At 61.8% G+C, this 19,445-nt stretch carries 16 protein-coding genes and 1 pseudogene; 6 read left to right on the forward strand and 11 right to left on the reverse strand.

The window, feature by feature from the left end; all coding sequences use genetic code 11:
• Positions 1-4: 4 nt before the first annotated feature.
• The 6 genes from ccoO (LIY45_RS01840) to ccoN (LIY45_RS01865) form a co-directional block, all read right to left on the reverse strand.
• Positions 5-613, reverse strand: coding sequence for a cytochrome-c oxidase, cbb3-type subunit II (gene ccoO, locus LIY45_RS01840; RefSeq protein ID WP_003193167.1), 609 nt, complete (start codon positions 611-613; stop codon positions 5-7).
• Positions 613-2,055, reverse strand: a complete 1,443-nt coding sequence (gene ccoN / locus LIY45_RS01845) for a cytochrome-c oxidase, cbb3-type subunit I (RefSeq protein ID WP_226475124.1) — start codon at positions 2,053-2,055, stop codon at positions 613-615. Before ccoN (LIY45_RS01845) ends, ccoO (LIY45_RS01840) begins: the two co-directional genes overlap by 1 nt.
• A gap of 473 nt (positions 2,056-2,528) precedes the next feature.
• Positions 2,529-3,476, reverse strand: coding sequence for a cytochrome-c oxidase, cbb3-type subunit III (gene ccoP / locus LIY45_RS01850; protein WP_226475125.1), 948 nt, complete (start codon positions 3,474-3,476; stop codon positions 2,529-2,531).
• A complete protein-coding gene (locus LIY45_RS01855; protein WP_003219012.1) occupies positions 3,473-3,679 on the reverse strand; it encodes a cbb3-type cytochrome c oxidase subunit 3 in 207 nt (68 codons plus the stop codon). The genes ccoP and LIY45_RS01855 overlap by 4 nt, the downstream gene beginning before the upstream one ends.
• 3 nt (positions 3,680-3,682) lie before the next feature.
• Complete coding sequence (gene ccoO, locus LIY45_RS01860) at positions 3,683-4,291, reverse strand: cytochrome-c oxidase, cbb3-type subunit II (RefSeq protein WP_218263351.1); 609 nt, start codon at positions 4,289-4,291, stop codon at positions 3,683-3,685.
• Between the two features lie 10 nt (positions 4,292-4,301).
• Complete coding sequence (gene ccoN, locus LIY45_RS01865) at positions 4,302-5,726, reverse strand: cytochrome-c oxidase, cbb3-type subunit I (RefSeq protein WP_017477185.1); 1,425 nt, start codon at positions 5,724-5,726, stop codon at positions 4,302-4,304.
• A gap of 79 nt (positions 5,727-5,805) precedes the next feature.
• Here ccoN (LIY45_RS01865) and LIY45_RS01870 point away from each other — a divergent pair, with 79 nt between their 5' ends.
• On the forward strand, positions 5,806-6,501 hold the full coding sequence (locus tag LIY45_RS01870) for an alpha/beta family hydrolase (RefSeq protein ID WP_226475126.1): 696 nt from the start codon (positions 5,806-5,808) through the stop codon (positions 6,499-6,501).
• 124 nt (positions 6,502-6,625) lie between these two features.
• On the opposite strand, the gene LIY45_RS01875 is transcribed toward LIY45_RS01870, so the two are convergent.
• From LIY45_RS01875 to acnA, 3 genes are all read right to left on the reverse strand, one after another.
• Positions 6,626-8,191 carry a PAS domain-containing methyl-accepting chemotaxis protein gene (locus LIY45_RS01875; protein WP_226475127.1) on the reverse strand — a complete coding sequence of 522 codons (1,566 nt, stop codon included), beginning with the start codon at positions 8,189-8,191 and terminating at the stop codon, positions 6,626-6,628.
• Positions 8,192-8,275: 84 nt separating this feature from the next.
• The gene (locus LIY45_RS01880) at positions 8,276-9,067 is read right to left on the reverse strand and encodes a CPBP family intramembrane glutamic endopeptidase (RefSeq protein WP_017477188.1); all 792 of its coding nucleotides are present in this window, start codon (positions 9,065-9,067) and stop codon (positions 8,276-8,278) included.
• Positions 9,068-9,178: 111 nt separating this feature from the next.
• Positions 9,179-11,920, reverse strand: a complete 2,742-nt coding sequence (gene acnA / locus LIY45_RS01885; RefSeq protein WP_010176371.1) for an aconitate hydratase AcnA — start codon at positions 11,918-11,920, stop codon at positions 9,179-9,181.
• A 191-nt stretch (positions 11,921-12,111) separates the two neighbouring features.
• On the opposite strand from acnA, the gene rlmM reads away from it, so the two are divergent.
• Together rlmM and tusA are read left to right on the forward strand one after the other, a co-directional pair.
• Positions 12,112-13,185 carry a 23S rRNA (cytidine(2498)-2'-O)-methyltransferase RlmM gene (gene rlmM, locus LIY45_RS01890; protein WP_226475128.1) on the forward strand — a complete coding sequence of 358 codons (1,074 nt, stop codon included), beginning with the start codon at positions 12,112-12,114 and terminating at the stop codon, positions 13,183-13,185.
• Between the two features lie 27 nt (positions 13,186-13,212).
• Positions 13,213-13,464, forward strand: a complete 252-nt coding sequence (tusA, locus tag LIY45_RS01895) for a sulfurtransferase TusA (RefSeq protein WP_088424520.1) — start codon at positions 13,213-13,215, stop codon at positions 13,462-13,464.
• Here tusA and LIY45_RS01900 read toward each other — a convergent pair.
• Positions 13,461-14,849 (reverse strand): MATE family efflux transporter, encoded by a 1,389-nt coding sequence (locus LIY45_RS01900; protein WP_226475129.1) that lies wholly within the window; start codon positions 14,847-14,849, stop codon positions 13,461-13,463. The two genes, tusA and LIY45_RS01900, sit on opposite strands and share 4 nt — an antisense overlap.
• 328 nt (positions 14,850-15,177) lie before the next feature.
• Here LIY45_RS01900 and pdxB point away from each other — a divergent pair, with 328 nt between their 5' ends.
• A complete protein-coding gene (gene pdxB / locus LIY45_RS01905) occupies positions 15,178-16,320 on the forward strand; it encodes a 4-phosphoerythronate dehydrogenase PdxB (RefSeq protein ID WP_226475130.1) in 1,143 nt (380 codons plus the stop codon).
• Between the two features lie 51 nt (positions 16,321-16,371).
• Here the strand turns inward: pdxB and LIY45_RS01910 are convergent, their stop codons facing one another.
• Positions 16,372-16,545, reverse strand: a complete 174-nt coding sequence (locus tag LIY45_RS01910; RefSeq protein ID WP_010176367.1) for a PA1571 family protein — start codon at positions 16,543-16,545, stop codon at positions 16,372-16,374.
• Positions 16,546-16,799: 254 nt separating this feature from the next.
• Here LIY45_RS01910 and LIY45_RS01915 point away from each other — a divergent pair, with 254 nt between their 5' ends.
• Complete coding sequence (locus LIY45_RS01915; protein WP_226475131.1) at positions 16,800-18,566, forward strand: ABC transporter transmembrane domain-containing protein; 1,767 nt, start codon at positions 16,800-16,802, stop codon at positions 18,564-18,566.
• Positions 18,567-18,637: 71 nt separating this feature from the next.
• Positions 18,638-19,402, forward strand: a pseudogene (locus LIY45_RS01920) (Fic family protein); the annotation flags it as partial.
• Between the last annotated feature and the right edge of the window lie 43 nt (positions 19,403-19,445).

Consider the following 19,445-nt stretch of genomic DNA (forward strand, 5'->3'; position numbering starts at 1 on the left):
GTGATCACCGTTTGCTTTTGATGATGGTGCCAAGGCCTTGCAAGTAGGCCACCAGTGCGTCCATTTCGGTCTTGCCCTTCACGGCAGCTGCCGCGCCGGCGATGTCTTCGTCGGTGTAGGGCACGCCGAGGGTGCGCAAGACTTCCATCTTCTTGGCGGTGTCCTTGCCGTCGAGTTTGTTTTCGACCAGGAACGGGTACGCCGGCATTTTCGACTCGGGCACCACGTTGCGCGGGTTGTACAAGTGCGCACGCTGCCAGTCATCGGAGTAGCGACCGCCGACCCGGGCCAGGTCCGGGCCGGTGCGCTTGGAACCCCACAGGAACGGGTGGTCCCACACGCTTTCACCGGCCACCGAGTAGTGGCCGTAGCGTTCGGTTTCGGCGCGGAACGGGCGGATCATCTGCGAGTGGCAGCCGACACAACCGTTGGCGATGTAGACGTCGCGGCCTTCCAGTTCAAGGGCGGTGCGCGGCTTCATGCCTTCCACCGGCTTGTTGGTCACGTCCTGGAAAAACAGCGGAACGATCTGGGTCAGGCCGCCGATACTCACGGCGATGACCATGAAGAAGGCCAGCAGGCCGATATTCTTCTCGACTACTTCATGCTTCATCAGTGAGCTCCCACAACGGCGATCTTGGTAGCGGCTTCGGCTTCTACTGGGTCGGAGGCACGCACGGTGCGCCACACGTTGTAGGCCATGAACAGCATGCCGCTGGCAAAGATCGCACCGCCCAGGGCGCGCACGATGTAACCCGGATGGCTGGCTTGCAGCCCTTCGACGAAGGAGTAGGTGAGGGTGCCGTCATCGTTGATCGCACGCCACATCAGGCCCTGGGTGATGCCGTTGACCCACATCGAGGCGATGTAGAGCACGGTACCGATGGTGGCCAGCCAGAAGTGCGTGTTGATCAGGCTGACGCTGTGCATCTGTGCCCGGCCGAACAGTTTCGGGATCATGTGGTACAGGGCGCCGATGGAGATCATCGCGACCCAACCGAGGGCGCCGGCGTGTACGTGGCCGATGGTCCAGTCGGTGTAGTGGGACAGCGAGTTGACGGTCTTGATGGCCATCATCGGGCCTTCAAACGTCGACATGCCGTAGAACGCCAGGGATACCACAAGGAAGCGCAGGATCGGGTCGGTGCGCAATTTATGCCAGGCGCCCGACAGGGTCATCATGCCGTTGATCATGCCGCCCCAGCTTGGCGCCAGCAGGATGATCGACATGGCCATGCCCAGGGACTGGGCCCAGTCCGGCAACGCGGTGTAGTGCAGGTGGTGCGGACCGGCCCAGATGTACAGGGTGATCAGCGCCCAGAAGTGCACGATGGACAGGCGATAGGAGTAGATCGGACGCTCGGCCTGTTTCGGCACGAAGTAGTACATCATCCCCAGGAAGCCGGTGGTGAGGAAGAAGCCTACGGCGTTGTGGCCGTACCACCACTGGATCATCGCGTCCGTCGCACCGGCGTAGGCCGAGTAGGACTTGAAGAAGCTCACCGGCAAGGACGCGTGGTTCACGATGTGCAGCATCGCCGTCACCAGGATAAACGCCCCGTAGAACCAGTTGCCGACGTAGATGTGCTTGGTCTTGCGCTTGACGATGGTGCCGAAGAACACCACCGCGTAGGTCACCCAGACGATCGCCAGCAAAATGGCGATCGGCCATTCCAGCTCGGCGTATTCCTTGGTGGTGGTGTAGCCCAGCGGCAGGGTGATGATCGCGCCCACGATGACCGCTTGCCAGCCCCAGAAGGTAAAGGCAGCCAATGCATCGGAAATCAGTCGCGTTTGGCAGGTTCGCTGCACGACGTAGTAAGAAGTGGCAAACAGTGCACATCCACCGAAGGCAAAAATCACCAGGTTGGTGTGCAGCGGGCGCAGGCGTCCAAACGTCGTCCATGGCAGGCCAAAATTCAACTCTGGCCAAACCAGTTGCGAGGCGATGAAGACACCGAGCCCCATGCCAAGGATCCCCCAGACCACCGTCATGATGGCGAACTGGCGGACTACCTTATAGTTATAAGCAGTCGGACTGATTGCTGTGCTCATTCTAAGGTTCCACGGTTTAGGTTTTTTTATAGGGTAAAAATCGGTCGCAAGTATGGAGAAAGCAAGATTCCATTGCAACGCAAGGTGACCTGCGTCAATGCGTTCCAAACCAGATTCTGCGCCCTTTCCATGTTTGGCGTAAGGACAAAATTCAGGGTTAAAAGCTGACGACTTGGACAGGATTTTAGGCGGGTCGAAGGTACTTGTAACTGAGTGTGTGTAAACAAGCCGCTCGGGTGACGAGTGGTCAGTGGCACGACAGCCGGTAAGTACCAGCCTTTGCGCCTGTCATCGAGCAGAAATGTTTCAACCCATCGAGTGCAAGTCGGCCATCGACCGGCCAATGCCGGTCCACTGTGCAAACAAGCGTAGACCCGAATGGCAGGAGGGGAAAGTCGCTGATCGGAAGGGTGCGACAATGGGTCGCAAAAAAGCCGCACCTGAATCAGGCGCGGCTTTTGGGGAGTGCAGGATTACTTGGGTTGGCTGTCAGGCGTTGCGCCATCGGCGTTATGGGACAGGCTGTAGACGTAGGCCGCAAGCAAATGCACCTTGTCATTGCCTTGCAGCGCTTCCTGCGCGGGCATCTGGCCTTGGCGACCGTGGCGAATGGTCTGCTGCAGCTGTGCCAGGCTGGTGCCGTAGATAAAGCCGCTGGGTTGCGTCAGGTTCGGTGCGCCCATGGCTTCCACACCATGGCCTTGCGGACCGTGGCAGGCGACACAGGTGGTGCTGAACGTCACTTGGCCCGCCGCGACGTCAGCGGTGCTGTCTGCCGGCAACGGCAGGCCCGCCAGTTCATGGCGCACATAAGCCGCGACGTTTTTCACACCGTCTTCGCCCAGTACTTCACCCCAGGCCGGCATCGCGGCATGACGACCATTCATGATGGTCATCTTGATGGCGTCCGCCGAACCGCCCCAGCGCCAGATGTTGTCCGCCAGGTTCGGGAAGCCATAGGCGCCCTTGGCATCCGAGCCGTGGCACACCGCGCAGTTGGAGGCAAACAGGCGACCGCCCATTTTCAGCGCCTGCGGGTCCTTGGCGACTTCTTCTACGGGCATGGCCGCGAATTTGGCGAAGATCGGCCCGAACTTGGCGTCGGCCTTGGCCATTTCCTTGTCCCATTCCTTGGCCGAGGTCCAGCCGTCTTCATAGCCCGGCAGCACGCCTTTCCAGTTGCCCAGGCCCGGGTAGAGGATCAGGTAGCCGACCGCAAACACCAGGGTGCCGGCGAACAGCATGAACCACCATTGCGGCAGCGGGTTGTCGTACTCCTCGATCCCGTCGAAGGCGTGGCCCATGGTCTGGTCCACGCTGCCCTTGGTCTCGCCCTTGCGGGTGCCGATCAACAGCCAGGTCAGGCCGATCAGGCTGCCGAGGGTCAGTACACAGATCCATGTACTCCAGAAGGTAGTCATGGCCGGTTGCTCCTTGTTGCAGGCTCTTCTTGAGCGTCGGGGGTTGGCGGTAGCGGTTCATCGGCAAACGGCAGCAGGCAGGCCTCGGCGAACTCCGCGTTGCGCCGGGAGTTGAACACCCACAGCGACAGGCCGATGAAGGCGATGGCCACGACCAGCGTGCCGAGGCCGCGGATGGTTCCAGCGTCGAATTCAAATCCCATGGCTCACCTCTTGCTCTTGATGGCAGTGCCGAGCACTTGCAGGTAGGAAACCAGTGCGTCCATCTCGGTCTTGCCCTTGAGGGTGGCCACGGCGCCGGCAATGTCGTCGTCGGTGTACGGCACGCCGAGGGTGCGCATCACTTTGAGCTTGGTCTCGGTGTGGCTGCTGTCGACCGCAGCGGTGACCAGCCATGGGTACGCCGGCATCTTCGATTCCGGCACCACGTTGCGCGGGTTGTACAAGTGCGCGCGGTGCCAGTCGTCCGAGTAGCGTGCGCCGACGCGGGCCAGGTCCGGCCCGGTGCGCTTGGAGCCCCACAGGAAGGGGTGATCCCACACGCTTTCACCGGCCACCGAGTAGTGGCCGTAGCGCTCGGTTTCGGCGCGGAACGGGCGGATCATCTGCGAGTGGCACTGTACGCAACCTTCGCGGATGTAGATGTCGCGGCCTTCCAGTTGCAGCGCGGTGTAGGGCTTCATGCCTTCCACCGGCTTGTTGGTCACGTCCTGGAAGAACAGCGGCACAATCTGGGTCAGGCCGCCGATACTCACGGCGAGCACCATCAGCAGCATCAGCAGGCCGACGTTCTTTTCAATGGTTTCGTGTTTCATCATCGACTCCTCAGGCCATCTGCGCCGCAGCGGCGACTTCGGCGGGTTGTGCCGAACGCACGGTGCGCCACGTGTTGTAAGCCATCAGGAACATGCCGCTGAGGAAGATCGCCCCACCCACCAGCCGCACGATGAAGCCTGGGTGGCTGGCCACCAGGGTTTCGACGAAGGAGTAGGTCAAGGTGCCGTCTTCGTTGACCGCACGCCACATCAGGCCCTGGGCAATGCCGTTGACCCACATCGAAGCGATGTAGAGCACGGTGCCGATGGTGGCCAGCCAGAAGTGCGCGTTGATCAGGCCGACGCTGTACATCTGCTCGCGACCGAAGACTTTCGGGATCATGTGGTACAGCGCGCCGATGGAAATCATCGCGACCCAACCGAGGGCGCCGGCGTGGACGTGGCCGATGGTCCAGTCGGTGTAGTGGGAGAGGGCGTTGACCGTCTTGATGGCCATCATCGGCCCTTCGAAGGTCGACATGCCGTAGAACGCGAGAGACACCACCAGGAAGCGCAGGATCGGGTCGCTGCGCAACTTATGCCAGGCGCCCGACAAGGTCATCATGCCGTTGATCATCCCGCCCCAGCTCGGTGCCAGCAGCACCAGCGACATCACCATGCCCAGGGACTGTGCCCAGTCGGGCAACGCGGTGTAGTGCAAGTGGTGCGGGCCGGCCCAGATGTACAGGGTGATCAGTGCCCAGAAGTGCACGATGGACAGGCGATAGGAATACACCGGACGTTCGGCCTGTTTCGGCACGAAGTAGTACATCATCCCGAGGAAGCCTGCGGTGAGGAAAAAGCCTACCGCGTTATGCCCGTACCACCACTGCACCATGGCATCCGTCGCACCGCCGTAGGCCGAGTAGGACTTGGTCCAGCTCACCGGCAGGGACGCGTGGTTGACGATGTGCAGGATAGCCACGGTGATGATGAACGCACCGAAGAACCAGTTACCGACGTAGATATGCTTGGTGTTGCGCTTCATCACCGTGCCGAAGAACACGACGCCGTAGGCCACCCAGACCACGGCGATGAGAATGGCGATCGGCCATTCCAGCTCGGCGTATTCCTTGGAGGTGGTGTAGCCCAGCGGCAAGCTGATCGCGGCCAGCACAATCACCAACTGCCAGCCCCAGAAGCAGAACTGCGCGAGTTTGGGCGCGAACAGCTGGGTCTGGCAGGTGCGCTGCACCGAGTAGAAGGAGCTGGCAAACAGCGCGCAACCGCCAAAGGCAAAGATCACCGCGTTGGTGTGCAGCGGGCGCAAACGGCCGAAACTGGTCCAGGGCAAATTGAAGTTGAGTTCGGGCCATACCAACTGGGCTGCGAGAAAAACCCCGAGCCCCATGCCGACGATGCCCCACACCACCGTCATAATGGCGAATTGGCGGACCACCTTGTAGTTATAGGCGGTACTTAAAGTAGTGTTCATGGTTCCCCATCCACGGTTCAACCCAAGCCAATGCGGCACTTGGGCTGGAGTTATAGGCAGACTAAAAAGCGAGGCAAGCATGGGCAAAGAGCACAAGGCCAGTATTGACGGGGATCAATGGGCGCAGTGTGTGCGGGAACGCGGCTGGTTGTGGGATGCCGCGACAGGGTCTATCGCGCGTACGCCCGCGACGTTGATCCTGGCCCACGGCGCGGGCGCGCCGATGGACTCGGGCTTCATGAACGACATCGCTGCACGCCTTGCCGGGCATGGCGTGAACGTGTTGCGCTTCGAGTTTCCGTACATGGCCCAGCGTCGTGTGGACGGGGGCAAACGCCCGCCGAACCCGGCACCGAAACTGCTGGAATGCTGGCGTGAGGTGTATGCCGAGGTGCGACGTCATGTCGCTGGGAAACTGGCGGTAGGCGGCAAGTCCATGGGCGGGCGGATGGCCAGTTTACTGGCGGATGAATTGGGCGCCGATGCGCTGGTGTGCCTGGGTTATCCGTTCTATGCGGTGGGCAAGCCGGAGAAGCCACGGACCGAGCATCTGGCCGGGCTGAAGACGCCGACGTTGATTGTGCAGGGCGAGCGGGACGCGCTGGGCAATCGGGCGGCGGTGGAAGGGTATGTGCTGTCGCCGAGTATCGAGGTGATGTGGCGGGTGGCGGGGGATCATGATTTGAAGCCGTTGAAGGCTTCGGGGTTTAGCCATGAGCAGCATTTGGAGGCTGCGGCGGTGGCAGTCTCGGGGTTTCTCGCTGGTCTTGAGTGAAACCTGTGGCGAGGGAGCTTGCTCCCGCTGGGCTGCGTAGCGGCCCCAAAATCCAGGGAGCGCTGCGCACTGGAGCGCCAGCCCGGTCCAGCGGGAGCAAGCTCCCTCGCCACAGGTGAGTCGATTACCGATTAAAGCGTTCTACCAGCGAGTACTGGGTATTGGCGGTATGCGTCAGCTCTTCACTCAACTGCGCCGAGTTCAGCGCCTGTTCCGACGTCTGGTCCGCCAGCAACGCAATGGTGCTGATATTACGGCTGATTTCTTCCGCCACCGAGCTCTGCTCCTCCGTCGCCGCCGCAATCTGCGCCGTCATATCAGTGATGTGCGCCACCGCCTCGCTGATCCCGACCAGCGCCTGGTCCGCCTCCATCACCCGCGCCACACCTTCCTCCGCCTGGCGATGCCCGGCGTCCATGGTCTGTACGGCGGCGTTGGCGGTCTGTTGCAGCTTGGCGATCAGCGCGTGAATCTGCCCGGTGGACTCGCTGGTACGCTGGGCCAATTGCCGCACTTCGTCGGCCACCACGGCGAACCCCCGGCCCATCTCGCCGGCACGGGCCGCTTCGATGGCCGCGTTCAGTGCCAGCAGGTTGGTCTGGTCGGCGATGCCCTTGATCACGTCCACCACGCCGCCGATTTCATCGCTGTCCTTGGCCAGTTGGGTCACGGTCACGCCGGTTTCCCCGACCGCTACCGACAGGCGCTGAATCGCCTCGCGGGTTTCGCCCGCGATATCACGGCCACGGCCGGTCAGTCGATTGGCTTCCTGGGTGGCATCGGCGGTGCGTTGCACGTGGCTGGCGACTTCCTGGGTCGTCGCGGCCATCTGGTTGACTGCGGTAGCCACCTGTTCGGTTTCCACACGTTGGCGTTCAAGACCGCTGGAGCTGTTATGCGCCAGGGTATTGGACTGCGCCGCCTGGGAGTTAAGGTGCTCAGCCGTGTCCTGCAAACGGGTAAGACACGTCTTCAGGCGCGCTTCCTGGCTGAGGATCGACATCTCCAGGCGTGCCTGGGCGCCGCGGCTGTCGGTGTACATCTGCGCAATCAGCGGGTCGGACGTGGTCTGTTCGGCCAGGCGCAGCAAACGCTTGAGCCCGCGTTGTTGCCAGCTCAGGCCCAACAGGCCCAGTGGTACCGACAGCGCGGCGGCCAGGGCAAAGCCCCAGTGGGAATTGAGCCAGGCGCCAATCAGAAAGCTCAACTGGCTGACCAGGATAAACGGCATCCAGTCCTGCAACACCGGCAGCCACTTGTCACGGCGCGGGATGGCCGGCTTGCCCTGGTTGATACGCTGGTAAAGCGCTTCGGCACGACGAATCTGCTCGGCGGTGGGCTTGACCCGCACCGACTCGTAGCCGATCACCTGATTGCCGTCGAAGACCGGTGTCACATAGGCGTTGACCCAATAGTGATCACCGCTCTTGCAGCGGTTCTTGACGATGCCCATCCATGGCAAGCCTTGTTTGAGCGTCGACCACATGTGTGCGAACACTGCCGCCGGAACATCCGGATGACGAACCAGGTTGTGCGGGGCACGCAACAGTTCGTCATGGGAAAACCCACTGATCTCGACAAAGGCGTCGTTGCAGTAGGTGATCACGCCTTTGGCATCCGTGGTGGAGATCAACCGTTGCTGAGCGGGGAAGGTACGTTCGCGCTGGGTAACGGGTTGGTTATTACGCATGATTGTTCAATCCGCAAGGCTTTGATGGGTTGTCGGCCGCTACGGGGTTTTATTTAACTTATTTTTGCAACAATCGGCTCAGCCTCAGCCCGCCAGCATCGGATAGGTAAACAACCCGAAATGCAGCAGGTTCAAGCCGAAGTGCGTGACGATCGCCGCGCCCAACCCACCAAAGCGATACGCCAGGCCGTATCCCAGGCCGGCGATGGTTGCCAGCAGGGTCCACTGCCAGCCTGCGCCCAGGTGGACCAGGCCGAACAAAAGCGCTGCCAGTAACAGCGCGAGGTTTTCACCATAGGGCAACTGCTTGAACCGCCGGCTCAACCCACCCTGGATATACCCGCGAAACAGCGCTTCCTCCACCAGCGTCACCAGCAGCAGGTTGTTCAGCACCCACAGCCACGCCTGCTCCGGCCACTTCGGCGCCCAACTGATAACCCCCAGCAACGCAGCACCGCCCAGTGCGGCAATCGCCGTCAGGGTCAATGCCAGCGCCGTGGCATAGATCGACAGGCGCAATGACCGGCGCGCCACAATCCACGGGCAGGCCAGCAGCAGCCAGAAGCCGATCAGCGGTTTGTCCTGGTTCAGGTACATCGAAAAAGGTACGGCGTCGGCGGTAAAGCGCTGCGGTGCGATCCCGCGACCGTTGTAGAAGCCCGGCAGCCAATGCATGGCCAACCCCAGCGCCAGCACGATAAACAGGCCGTGGCCGAGATAGCGCACCCAAGGGTTTCGCTGCTGGCGCACGGCAAATCCGGCCAACAGCAACATGGCGACGGACAACGCCGCCATCAAACCCAATTGCCCGTAGCTCAAGGCGAATACATAGCCAATGGAAAGAAGCGCCAGGTACAGCCATGGCAATGCAAGCATGAGAAATCCTTGTGACCGTCAAAATCTGAGGGCGGCAGTATAACGACCGTCGTCCACGGTAAAAATGAAAACACCGCCTCGGGAGGCGGTGTTTTGTGTAGCGCGTGTCAGTTACGAGGCAATCAACTGCCGCAACACGTAGTGCAGGATCCCGCCCGCCTTGAAGTACTCGACCTCATTCAGGGTGTCGATGCGGCACAGCACCTCGACCTTCTCGCTGCTGCCATCCTCACGGGTGATCACCAGCGTCAGGTTCATGCGCGGCTCGATCTCGGCGTGGGTCAGCCCGAGGATGTCGATCTTCTCCTTGCCGGTCAGCTTGAGGGCCTTGCGGTTCTGGTCCAGCTTGAACTGCAGGGGCAGCACACCCATGCCTACCAGGTTGGAGCGGTGAATCCGCTCGAAACTCTCGGCGATCACCGCCTTGACCCCCAGCAGGTTGGTGCCCTTGGCCGCCCAGTCGCGGCTTGAGCCGGTGCCGTATTCCTGGCCGGCGATCACCACCAGCGGGGTGCCCGAGGCCTGGTACTTCATGGCGGCATCGTAGATCGGCATTTTCTCGCCGGTCGGGATGTAGATCGTGTTGCCGCCTTCCTCACCGCCGAGCATTTCGTTGCGGATGCGGATGTTGGCGAAGGTGCCGCGCATCATCACTTCATGGTTGCCGCGACGTGAGCCGTAGGAGTTGAAGTCCCGCGGTTCGACGCCTTGCTCGCGCAGGTATTTGCCGGCCGGGCTGTCGGTCTTGATGTTACCGGCGGGGGAGATGTGGTCGGTGGTCACCGAGTCCCCCAGCAGTGCCAGCACGTTGGCGCCCTTGACGTCCTCGATCACCGGCAGCGGGCCGCCAATGTCGTCGAAGAACGGTGGGTGCTGGATGTAGGTGGAGTCCTTTTGCCACACGTAGGTGGCGGCCTGCGGCACTTCAATGGCTTGCCACTGTTCGTCGCCGGCAAACACTTCGGCGTATTCCTTGTGGAACATCTGGGTGCTGACTTGCGCGACAGCATCGGCGATTTCCTTGCTGCTGGGCCAGATGTCCCGCAGGTACACCGGTTTGCCGTCAGAGCCGGTGCCCAGCGGTTCGCTGCTGATGTCCATGCGCACGGTGCCGGCCAAGGCATAGGCCACCACCAGGGGCGGGGACGCCAGCCAGTTGGTTTTCACCAGCGGGTGCACCCGGCCTTCAAAGTTACGGTTGCCCGAAAGCACCGAGGCTACCGCCAGGTCGGCTTTCTGGATGGCTTTTTCGATCGGCTCGGGCAGCGGCCCGGAGTTGCCGATGCAGGTGGTGCAGCCATAACCCACCAGGTCGAAGCCTAGCTTGTCGAGGTATTGGGTCAGCCCCGCCGCTTTGTAGTAGTCGGTGACCACCTTGGAGCCGGGTGCCAGGGAAGTTTTCACCCATGGCTTGCTCTTCAGTCCTTTCTCCACGGCCTTTTTCGCCACCAGGCCCGCCGCCATCATCACGCTCGGGTTGGAGGTGTTGGTGCAGGAGGTAATCGCGGCGATCACCACCGCGCCGTTTTTCAGGCGATAGGTCTGGCCTTCGAAGTCGTAGTCGGCTTCACCGATCAGGTCGGCGTTGCCCACCGCAACACCGCCACCGCCTTCACTTTCCAGGCGGCCTTCTTCCTTGTTGGTCGGTTTGAATTGCAGGTCGAGGAAGTCGCTGAAGGCTTGGCCGACGTTCGGCAGGGAAACACGGTCTTGCGGGCGTTTTGGCCCCGCGAGGCTGGCTTCGACGCTGCCCATGTCCAGGGCCAGGCTGTCGGTGAAGATCGGTTCCTGGCCTGCATTGCGCCACAGGCCCTGGGCTTTGGTGTAAGCCTCCACCAGCTTGACGGTTTCCGCAGGACGGCCCGACAGGCGCAGGTAGTCCAGGGTGACTTCATCCACCGGGAAGAAGCCGCAAGTGGCGCCGTATTCCGGGGCCATGTTGGCGATGGTGGCGCGGTCTGCCAGGGGCAGGTCGGCCAAACCGTCGCCATAGAACTCGACGAACTTGCCGACTACACCCTTTTTACGCAGCATCTGGGTGACGGTCAGCACCAGGTCGGTGGCGGTGATGCCCTCTTTCAGCTTGCCGGTGAGCTTGAAGCCGATCACTTCCGGGATCAGCATCGACACGGGCTGCCCGAGCATCGCGGCTTCCGCTTCGATCCCGCCCACGCCCCAGCCCAGTACGCCGAGGCCGTTGATCATGGTGGTGTGGGAGTCGGTACCTACCAATGTGTCGGGGAAGGCGTAGGTGCGGCCGTCTTCATCCTTGGTCCACACGGTGCGGCCGAGGTATTCCAGGTTGACCTGGTGGCAGATGCCGGTGCCCGGCGGTACCACGCTGAAGTTGTCGAAGGCGCTCTGGCCCCAGCGCAGGAACGCGTAGCGTTCGCCGTTGCGCTGCATTTCGATGTCGACGTTTTCCTGGAAGGCGCCGGTGGTGGCGAACTTGTCGACCATCACCGAGTGGTCGATCACCAGGTCCACCGGGGACAGCGGATTGATGCGCTGCGGGTCGCCGCCGGCCTTGGCCACGGCGGCGCGCATGGCAGCCAGGTCGACCACGGCGGGCACGCCGGTAAAGTCCTGCATCAGCACGCGGGCGGGGCGGTATTGGATCTCACGGTCGGAGCGGCGCTCCTTGAGCCAGGCGGCAATGGCCTTGAGGTCGGCGCCGGTGACGGTCTTTTCGTCTTCCCAGCGCAGCAGGTTTTCCAGCAGCACCTTGAGGGACATCGGCAGCTTGTCCAGATCGCCCAGGCTCTTGGCGGCTTCGGGCAGGCTGAAGTAGTGATAGGTCTTGTCGTCGATCTGTAAGGTTTTAAGGGTTCTCAGACTATCAAGGGATGACATTACATGACTCCTTATGGTCCGCACGGCTACGGACCTGACGGGACGAACAGAGCTTATAAATTAGCCCTGTTTTAAGTAGCTGGCTAATTACTGGACTCTATCAATAAGTCCAAGGTTCCGAACTCGGCTATCATGCGCGCGTTTTCATGACAGGCATTGCGCTATAGCACGCCCGTGATCCAGGAGAGTTGATGAACACCCTTTTTATGCACTGCCGCCCGGGTTTTGAAGGCGAAGTCTGTTCCGAGATCGCGGAACACGCCGCACGCCTGAACGTTTCTGGCTATGCCAAGGCCAAGACCGGCAGCGCCTGCGCCGAATTTGTCTGCACCGAAGAAGACGGCGCCCAGCGCCTGATGCGCGGCCAACGCTTTGCCGAGCTGATCTTCCCAAGGCAGTGGGCGCGCGGGGTGTTCATCGATTTGCCGGAAACCGACCGCATCAGCGTGATCCTGGCGCACCTGCGGGATTTCCCGGTGTGCGGCAGCCTGTGGCTGGAGATGGTCGACACCAACGATGGCAAGGAGCTGTCGAACTTCTGCAAGAAATTCGAAGTGCACCTGCGCAAAGCATTGATGGCCGCCGGCAAGCTGGTGGAAGACGCCAGCAAGCCGCGCCTGCTGTTGACCTTCAAGAGTGGCCGCGAAGTGTTCATGGGCCTGGCCGAGTCGAACAATTCGGCCATGTGGCCGATGGGCATCCCTCGCCTGAAGTTCCCGCGAGACGCGCCAAGCCGTTCGACCTTGAAGCTGGAGGAGGCCTGGCACCACTTTATCCCTCGTGATCAGTGGGACGAGCGTCTGCACAGCGACATGACCAGCGTCGACCTCGGCGCAGCGCCTGGGGGCTGGACCTGGCAACTGGTCAACCGTGGCATGCTGGTGACCGCTATCGACAACGGCCCGATGGCCGAAAGCCTGATGGACACCGGCCTGGTACAGCACTTGATGGCCGACGGCTTCATCTACACCCCCAAGCAGCCGGTGGACTGGATGGTCTGCGACATCGTCGAGAAACCGGCGCGTAACGCGGCCCTGCTGGAAACCTGGATTGGCGAAGGGCATTGCCGCGAGGCGGTGGTCAACCTGAAGTTGCCGATGAAGCAGCGTTATGCCGAAGTGAAGCGCCTGCTTGAACGCATCGCGGAAGGCTTCAAGGAACGGGGCATTCGGGTGGAGATTGGCTGCAAGCAGCTGTACCACGACCGTGAAGAAGTGACCTGCCATTTGCGCCGGTTGGATGTGAAGAAGCCAAAGGCCCGTTAAACTGGCGGCCTGTTTCAGGAGTGAATGATGAGCGACATTTTTGACACCCCGGTCGATGGCACCCTGGACGCCACCGGCCTCAACTGCCCGGAGCCGGTGATGATGCTGCACCAGCACATCCGTGACCTGGCGCCCGGCGGCTTGCTCAAGGTGATCGCGACCGATCCGTCGACCCGTCGCGATATCCCCAAGTTCTGCGTGTTTCTCGACCATGAACTGGTGGACCAGCAGGAACAGGCGGGCACTTACCTGTACTGGATCCGCAAGAAGTCCGCTTAGGCCCGGCGAACCCGCTTGCGTGCACTGCGCACCAGGCGGATCACCAGCATCGCCGCCGCACAGCTCAGGCCCACGATCAGCCCCTGCCACAAGCCGCTCGGGCCGCGCGCCTGGCCCAGCCACTCGGTCAGCCCCAGCGCGTAGCCCACCGGCAAGCCCACGCCCCAATACGCAAACAGCGTCAGCACCATGGTCACCCGTGTGTCCTGGTAACCGCGCAACGCGCCGGCGGCCGTGACCTGGATCGCGTCCGAGAACTGAAACAGCGCCGCAAACACAATCAGCATGGCCGCCACCTGGATCACCAGCGGGTCCTGGGTGTAGAGGGTGGCGATCTGTTCGCGAAACAGCAGCATCAGGCTGCAGGACAGGCAGGCATACACCAGCGCCGTGCCCATCCCGACACCTGCCGCAAAGCGCGCCTCACGGGGTTCGCCACGGCCCAGGGCCTGGCCCACGCGCACGGTGACGGCCATGCTCAGGGAGTAGGGAATCATGAACACCAGCGAGCTGAAGTTCAGCGCAATCTGGTGCCCGGCCACTACGGTGGCGCCGAGGCTGCCGATCAGCAGCGCGATCACCGCGAAAATGCTCGACTCGGCAAACACCGCGATCCCGATCGGCAAGCCAATGCTCAATACGCGCTTGATCACCGACCATTGCGGCCAGTCAAAACGCTTGAACAGCTCGCTGCTCTGATACACCGGTGCCCAGCGGGTCCAGGCGGCGAGGCCGAGCATCATCACCCACATCACGATCGCCGTGGCCCAGCCACAACCGATGCCGCCCATGGCCGGCACGCCGAAGTGGCCGTAGATGAACACATAGTTCAGCGGAATATTCAGCGCCAGCCCACACAGGCCCATGACCATGCTCGGCCGCGTTCGGCCCAGGCCGTCGCTGAAGCAGCGCAACACGTAATACAGCGCAATGGCCGGCATGCCCGAGGCGATGCCGTGCAGGTAGTCCATGCACGGCTTGATCAGCTCGGGATCGACCTTCATCACATGCAGGATCGGTTCGGCACTGATCAGCAACAGCAGCGCGGTAATCCCCACCACCAGCGCCAGCCACATCGACTGGCGCACCAGCGGCCCGATTTCACCGTGGGTGCCGGCGCCGAAGCGTTGGGCGACTTTCGGCGTGGTGGCCAGCAGGGTGCCGGTCATCAGCAGGTACACCGGGATCCAGATGGAGTTGCCCAGGGCGACTGCCGCCAGGTCCCGGGAACTCACACGCCCGGCCATCACGGCATCGACAAAGCCCATGGCGGTAGTCGCCAGTTGCCCGATCATGATCGGCAGGGCCAGGGCCAGCAGATTGCGCACTTCAAGGCTGACGCGGGCGGGGCGGGAGAGGGCGGTGGTGGTTGTGGCAGTGTTCACGTACGGATGTCCGATAGGGGGAGCGCAGGACGGCGCATTCTACGCCTTGACGTGTTGGTCAGGAAAAAACCTGTGTTGTGGATTTGTAAACACAGCCCAGCGCAAATATTGCTTTTTGTGGCGAGGGAGCTTGCCGTAGTGAGGGAGCTTGCTGTGGCGAGGGAGCTTGCTCCCGCTGGGCTGCGCAGCAGCCCCAGAACGGACAACCGATGTGTACCTGAAAAAAACACAGTGCTTCATTTGGGAGCGCTCCGCACTCCAGCGGGAGCAAGCTCCCTCGCCACAAGGAAAACCGCTGTACACTGCTGATCCGCGAAAGGAGCCTGCCATGCTGATTGTTGCCGACGAAAATATCCCGCTGCTCGATGCATTCTTCGAAGGATTTGGCGAGATTCGCCGGGTTCCAGGCCGGTCCATCGACCGCGCGACGATCGAACAGGCCGATGTGCTGCTGGTGCGCTCGGTGACCAACGTCAACCGGGCTTTGCTCGAAGGCACACCCGTGCGGTTTGTCGGCACCTGCACCATCGGCACCGACCACCTCGACCTTGATTACTTCCAGCGCGCCGGCATCCAGTGGTCCAGCGCCCCCGGCTGCAACGCCCGTGGCGTGGTCGACTATGTGCTGGGCAGCCTGCTGACCCTGGCCGAGATCGAAGGCGCCGACCTGGCCCAACGCACCTATGGTGTGGTGGGGGCCGGTGAAGTCGGCGGGCGCCTGGTCAAGGTGCTCAAGGCGTTGGGCTGGAAGGTGCTGGTGTGCGACCCGCCCCGGCAGATCGCCGAGGGCGGTGACTATGTCGGCCTGCAGCAGATTGTCGAGCAGTGTGATGTGATCAGCCTGCACACGCCGCTGAACAAATCCGGCAACGGATCTACCTGGCACTTGTTCGACCGCGAGCGCCTCAACCAACTGAAGCCCGGCGCCTGGCTGATCAACGCCAGCCGTGGCCCGGTGGTGGACAACGCCGCCCTCAAGGAGGTGCTGCTGGAACGCGAAGACCTGCAGGCCGTGCTGGATGTGTGGGAAGGCGAGCCCCAGGTGGACGTCGACCTGGCCGACTTGTGTGTGCTGGCCACCCCGCATATCGCCGGCTACAGCCTGGACGGCAGGCAGCGCGGTACGGCGCAGATCTACCAGGCGCTGTGCCGGTACTTTGGTCAGGAGGCGACGATTCAACTCAACGACTTGCTACCGGAACCCTGGTTGGCCGAGGTCACCCTCAACGCCAATACCGACCCGGCCTGGGCGCTGGCGGCCCTGTGCCGTGGCGTGTACGACCCGCGCCGTGATGACGCGGATTTCCGCCGCAGCCTGGTAGGCACCGTGGACAAGCAGCGCAAGGCGTTTGACCAACTGCGCAAGCACTACGCGCCGCGGCGCGAGATTGAGGGGTTGAAGGTGCGAATCAACGGCGAGTCTGCGGTCTTGTCGAGCATTGTGGCGGCATTGGGCGCGCAGGCAATCTGAAGGCATAAAAAACCCGGCCATCAAGGCCGGGTTTAAAAGAGCGTGGGCGATTCAGCCTCGCTTGGCAGGCTTGACCAATTTCTGTTCCAGTTCGGCGCAGGCGCTCTGGATCATCTCTTCGGTGATTTGCACTTCGCGGCCTTGAGCGTCGATGTACGAGCAAGGCAACTGCTGCGGTTGGCGGATCACTTCAATCTTGGCATTGCTGCTGTTTTGCAAGGACATGGCCCGTCTCCTCATCAGGTTGTGTACCTACTTTAAAATCACTGCGTGACCGCGTTGTTACAACTCCTTGCGCGGTCAGCAGATCGAATGCCCACTCCAGCAGAAACCGATACAAATTTCCAGCCAGGCCTTAGACCGATAGCCTCTAGGGGCCAGGTTCGTAAGCATAATTAACCTGACTCATTGTGATTCACTCAAGTTCCCCCCATGTAGCTCTGTAGGTTCCCGTCTCCCACCCTCAGGTGAAACCCGCCATGCTCTCAGCCCGTCAACGCCGCGCGATTCGCCTGGCCAGCCGCTTCGTCGCTCCCTACCGCTGGCAGGCCCTGGGGGCCTTGTTGGCGTTGATCGTCACCGCCGGCATCACCTTGTCCATGGGGCAGGGCATTCGCCTGCTGGTGGACCAGGGCTTCATGACCCAGTCGCCGCACCTGCTCAACCAGTCCATCGGCCTGTTCATGATTCTGGTGCTGGGCCTGGCGGTGGGCACCTTTACGCGGTTTTACCTGGTGTCGTGGATCGGCGAGCGGGTGGTGGCCGACATCCGGCGGCAGGTGTTCAACCATTTGATCTACTTGCATCCGGGTTTCTACGAAAACAACCGCAGTTCGGAAATCCAGTCCCGGTTGACCACCGACACCACCTTGCTGCAATCGGTGATCGGCTCCTCGCTGTCGCTGTTCCTGCGCAACGCCCTGATGGTGATCGGCGGGATCGTGCTGTTGTTTGTCACCAACCCCAAGCTCACCAGCATCGTTGTGATCGCGCTGCCGCTGGTGCTGGCGCCGATCTTGATCTTCGGCCGCCGGGTGCGCAGCCTGTCGCGCCTGAGCCAGGACCGCATCGCCGACGTGGGCAGCTACGTGTCCGAGACCCTCGGCCAGATCAAGACGGTGCAGGCCTACAACCACCAGGTGCAGGACGAGCGGCGGTTTGCGGTGACGGTGGAAGACGCGTTCACCACCGCGCGCAAACGCATCCTGCAGCGTTCGTGGCTGATTACCCTGGTGATCATGCTGGTGCTGGGTGCCGTGGGTGTCATGCTCTGGGTCGGCGGAATGGACGTGATTAGCGGACGGATTTCCGGTGGTGAACTGGCCGCGTTCGTGTTCTACAGCCTGATCGTCGGCAGTGCCGTCGGCACCTTGAGTGAAGTGCTGGGCGAGTTGCAGCGAGCGGCCGGTGCAGCAGAGCGGATTGGCGAGTTGCTGCAATCGAGCAACGAGATCAAGGCGCCCGAGGCAAACGTGATCAAGCTGCCGGAGCGGGTCAGCGGCCGCCTGGAAATCCAGGATTTGCGCTTCTCCTATCCCTCGCGCCCGGATCGTTTTGCCATCGACGGCTTGAGCCTGAGCATCAATGCCGGTGAAACCCTGGCCCTGGTCGGTCCGTCGGGCGCGGGCAAATCGACGATCTTCGATCTGTTGCTGCGTTTCTACGATCCGCAGCAAGGCCGCATCCTGCTTGAAGGCCACCCGCTGACCGACCTCGACCCGCTGGACCTGCGCCGCGGTTTCGCCCTGGTGTCCCAGAGCCCGGCGCTGTTCTTTGGCACGGTCGAAGAGAACATCCGCTACGGCAATCCATCGGCCACCTTTGCCCAGGTCGAAGAAGCGGCGCGCATCGCCCACGCCCACGATTTCATCCTGCAAATGCCCGACGGCTACCAGACCCACCTGGGCGACGGCGGCATGGGCCTTTCCGGCGGCCAGCGCCAACGCCTGGCCATCGCCCGGGCCTTGTTGGTGGATGCACCGATCCTGCTGCTGGACGAAGCCACCAGCGCGCTGGACGCCCAAAGTGAACACTTGATCCAGCAAGCGCTGCCGCAGTTGATGGAAGGGCGCACCACCCTGGTGATCGCCCACCGGTTGGCCACCGTGAAGAACGCCGACCGGATTGCCGTGATGGACCAAGGCAAGCTGGTGGCGGTGGGGACGCATCAGCAACTGATTGCGAGTAATCCACTGTACGCACGGCTGGCGGCGTTGCAGTTCAGTGATGGCACTGACGTTGATTGAGGCATTGAGGCTGTGGTGCGACCGTCCCTTAGGGCATTATGTCGGCTTTCGTTACAGACTTGGATGAGGATATGAGCCGTTATCAACCTCCGTTGACCCTGACTGCCAAGATGTTGAGTCTGGTTGCTGATATCAGTGAGCAGATTGGTCAGCTTTCAGCGGGCGACGACAACCGGCAGACCCCGCAATTGAGGCGTGGCAACCGGATTCGTACGATTCAGGCTTCGCTGGCTATCGAGAACAATACCCTGAATGTCGAGCAGGTGACCGCAGTGCTGGAAGGCAAGCGTGTGCTGGGCTTGCCCCGGGAGATTCAGGAAGTACGCAACGCTTTTTCCGCTTACGAGTCTATGCCGCAGTGGGCACCGGGCGAACGTGCGGACCTGCTGCGTGCCCATGAGTTATTGATGTATGGATTGATCGACGATGCGGGTCGGTTTCGCCAGGCGGGCGTAGGGATCTATCGGGGCGAACAGTTGGTGCACATGGCGCCGCCGGCGAGCCGTGTTACGCATTTGGTTGATGATTTGCTGAAGTGGCAGTCCGCCTCTGACTGGCATCCACTGATCGTCAGCTGCGTCTTTCACTACGAATTCGAGTTTATCCATCCTTTTGCCGATGGAAACGGGCGCATGGGCCGCTTATGGCAAACCCTGATTCTCAGTCAGTGGCGCCCGGTGCTGGCTTACTTGCCGGTAGAGGCGGTGATTCGCGAGCAACAGGACGCTTATTACGCCGCATTGTCGGCGGCGGACAAGCAGGCAGAGGCAACTCCCTTTGTCGAGTTCATGCTTCAAGCCTTGAACCTTGCGCTGGCAGAAGCGGTGCAAAGCGAGTCCCCGGCAGCGCCATAAAAAATGCCCGCATCTCTCAATGCGG

It is taken from the genome of Pseudomonas sp. MWU16-30323 (assembly GCF_020515595.1).
GTDB classification, from domain to species: domain Bacteria; phylum Pseudomonadota; class Gammaproteobacteria; order Pseudomonadales; family Pseudomonadaceae; genus Aquipseudomonas; species Aquipseudomonas yamanorum.

What these genes read in the sequence shown, in the direction of transcription:
- ccoO (WP_003193167.1), bottom strand. Translation starts at nt 613, where the DNA reads ATGAAGCATGAAGTAGTCGAGAAGAATATCGGCCTGCTGGCCTTCTTC.
- ccoN (WP_226475124.1), bottom strand. Translation starts at nt 2,055, where the DNA reads ATGAGCACAGCAATCAGTCCGACTGCTTATAACTATAAGGTAGTCCGC.
- ccoP (WP_226475125.1), bottom strand. Translation starts at nt 3,476, where the DNA reads ATGACTACCTTCTGGAGTACATGGATCTGTGTACTGACCCTCGGCAGC.
- LIY45_RS01855 (WP_003219012.1), bottom strand. Translation starts at nt 3,679, where the DNA reads ATGGGATTTGAATTCGACGCTGGAACCATCCGCGGCCTCGGCACGCTG.
- ccoO (WP_218263351.1), bottom strand. Translation starts at nt 4,291, where the DNA reads ATGAAACACGAAACCATTGAAAAGAACGTCGGCCTGCTGATGCTGCTG.
- ccoN (WP_017477185.1), bottom strand. Translation starts at nt 5,726, where the DNA reads ATGAACACTACTTTAAGTACCGCCTATAACTACAAGGTGGTCCGCCAA.
- LIY45_RS01870 (WP_226475126.1), top strand. Translation starts at nt 5,806, where the DNA reads ATGGGCAAAGAGCACAAGGCCAGTATTGACGGGGATCAATGGGCGCAG.
- LIY45_RS01875 (WP_226475127.1), bottom strand. Translation starts at nt 8,191, where the DNA reads ATGCGTAATAACCAACCCGTTACCCAGCGCGAACGTACCTTCCCCGCT.
- LIY45_RS01880 (WP_017477188.1), bottom strand. Translation starts at nt 9,067, where the DNA reads ATGCTTGCATTGCCATGGCTGTACCTGGCGCTTCTTTCCATTGGCTAT.
- acnA (WP_010176371.1), bottom strand. Translation starts at nt 11,920, where the DNA reads ATGTCATCCCTTGATAGTCTGAGAACCCTTAAAACCTTACAGATCGAC.
- rlmM (WP_226475128.1), top strand. Translation starts at nt 12,112, where the DNA reads ATGAACACCCTTTTTATGCACTGCCGCCCGGGTTTTGAAGGCGAAGTC.
- tusA (WP_088424520.1), top strand. Translation starts at nt 13,213, where the DNA reads ATGAGCGACATTTTTGACACCCCGGTCGATGGCACCCTGGACGCCACC.
- pdxB (WP_226475130.1), top strand. Translation starts at nt 15,178, where the DNA reads ATGCTGATTGTTGCCGACGAAAATATCCCGCTGCTCGATGCATTCTTC.
- LIY45_RS01910 (WP_010176367.1), bottom strand. Translation starts at nt 16,545, where the DNA reads ATGTCCTTGCAAAACAGCAGCAATGCCAAGATTGAAGTGATCCGCCAA.
- LIY45_RS01915 (WP_226475131.1), top strand. Translation starts at nt 16,800, where the DNA reads ATGCTCTCAGCCCGTCAACGCCGCGCGATTCGCCTGGCCAGCCGCTTC.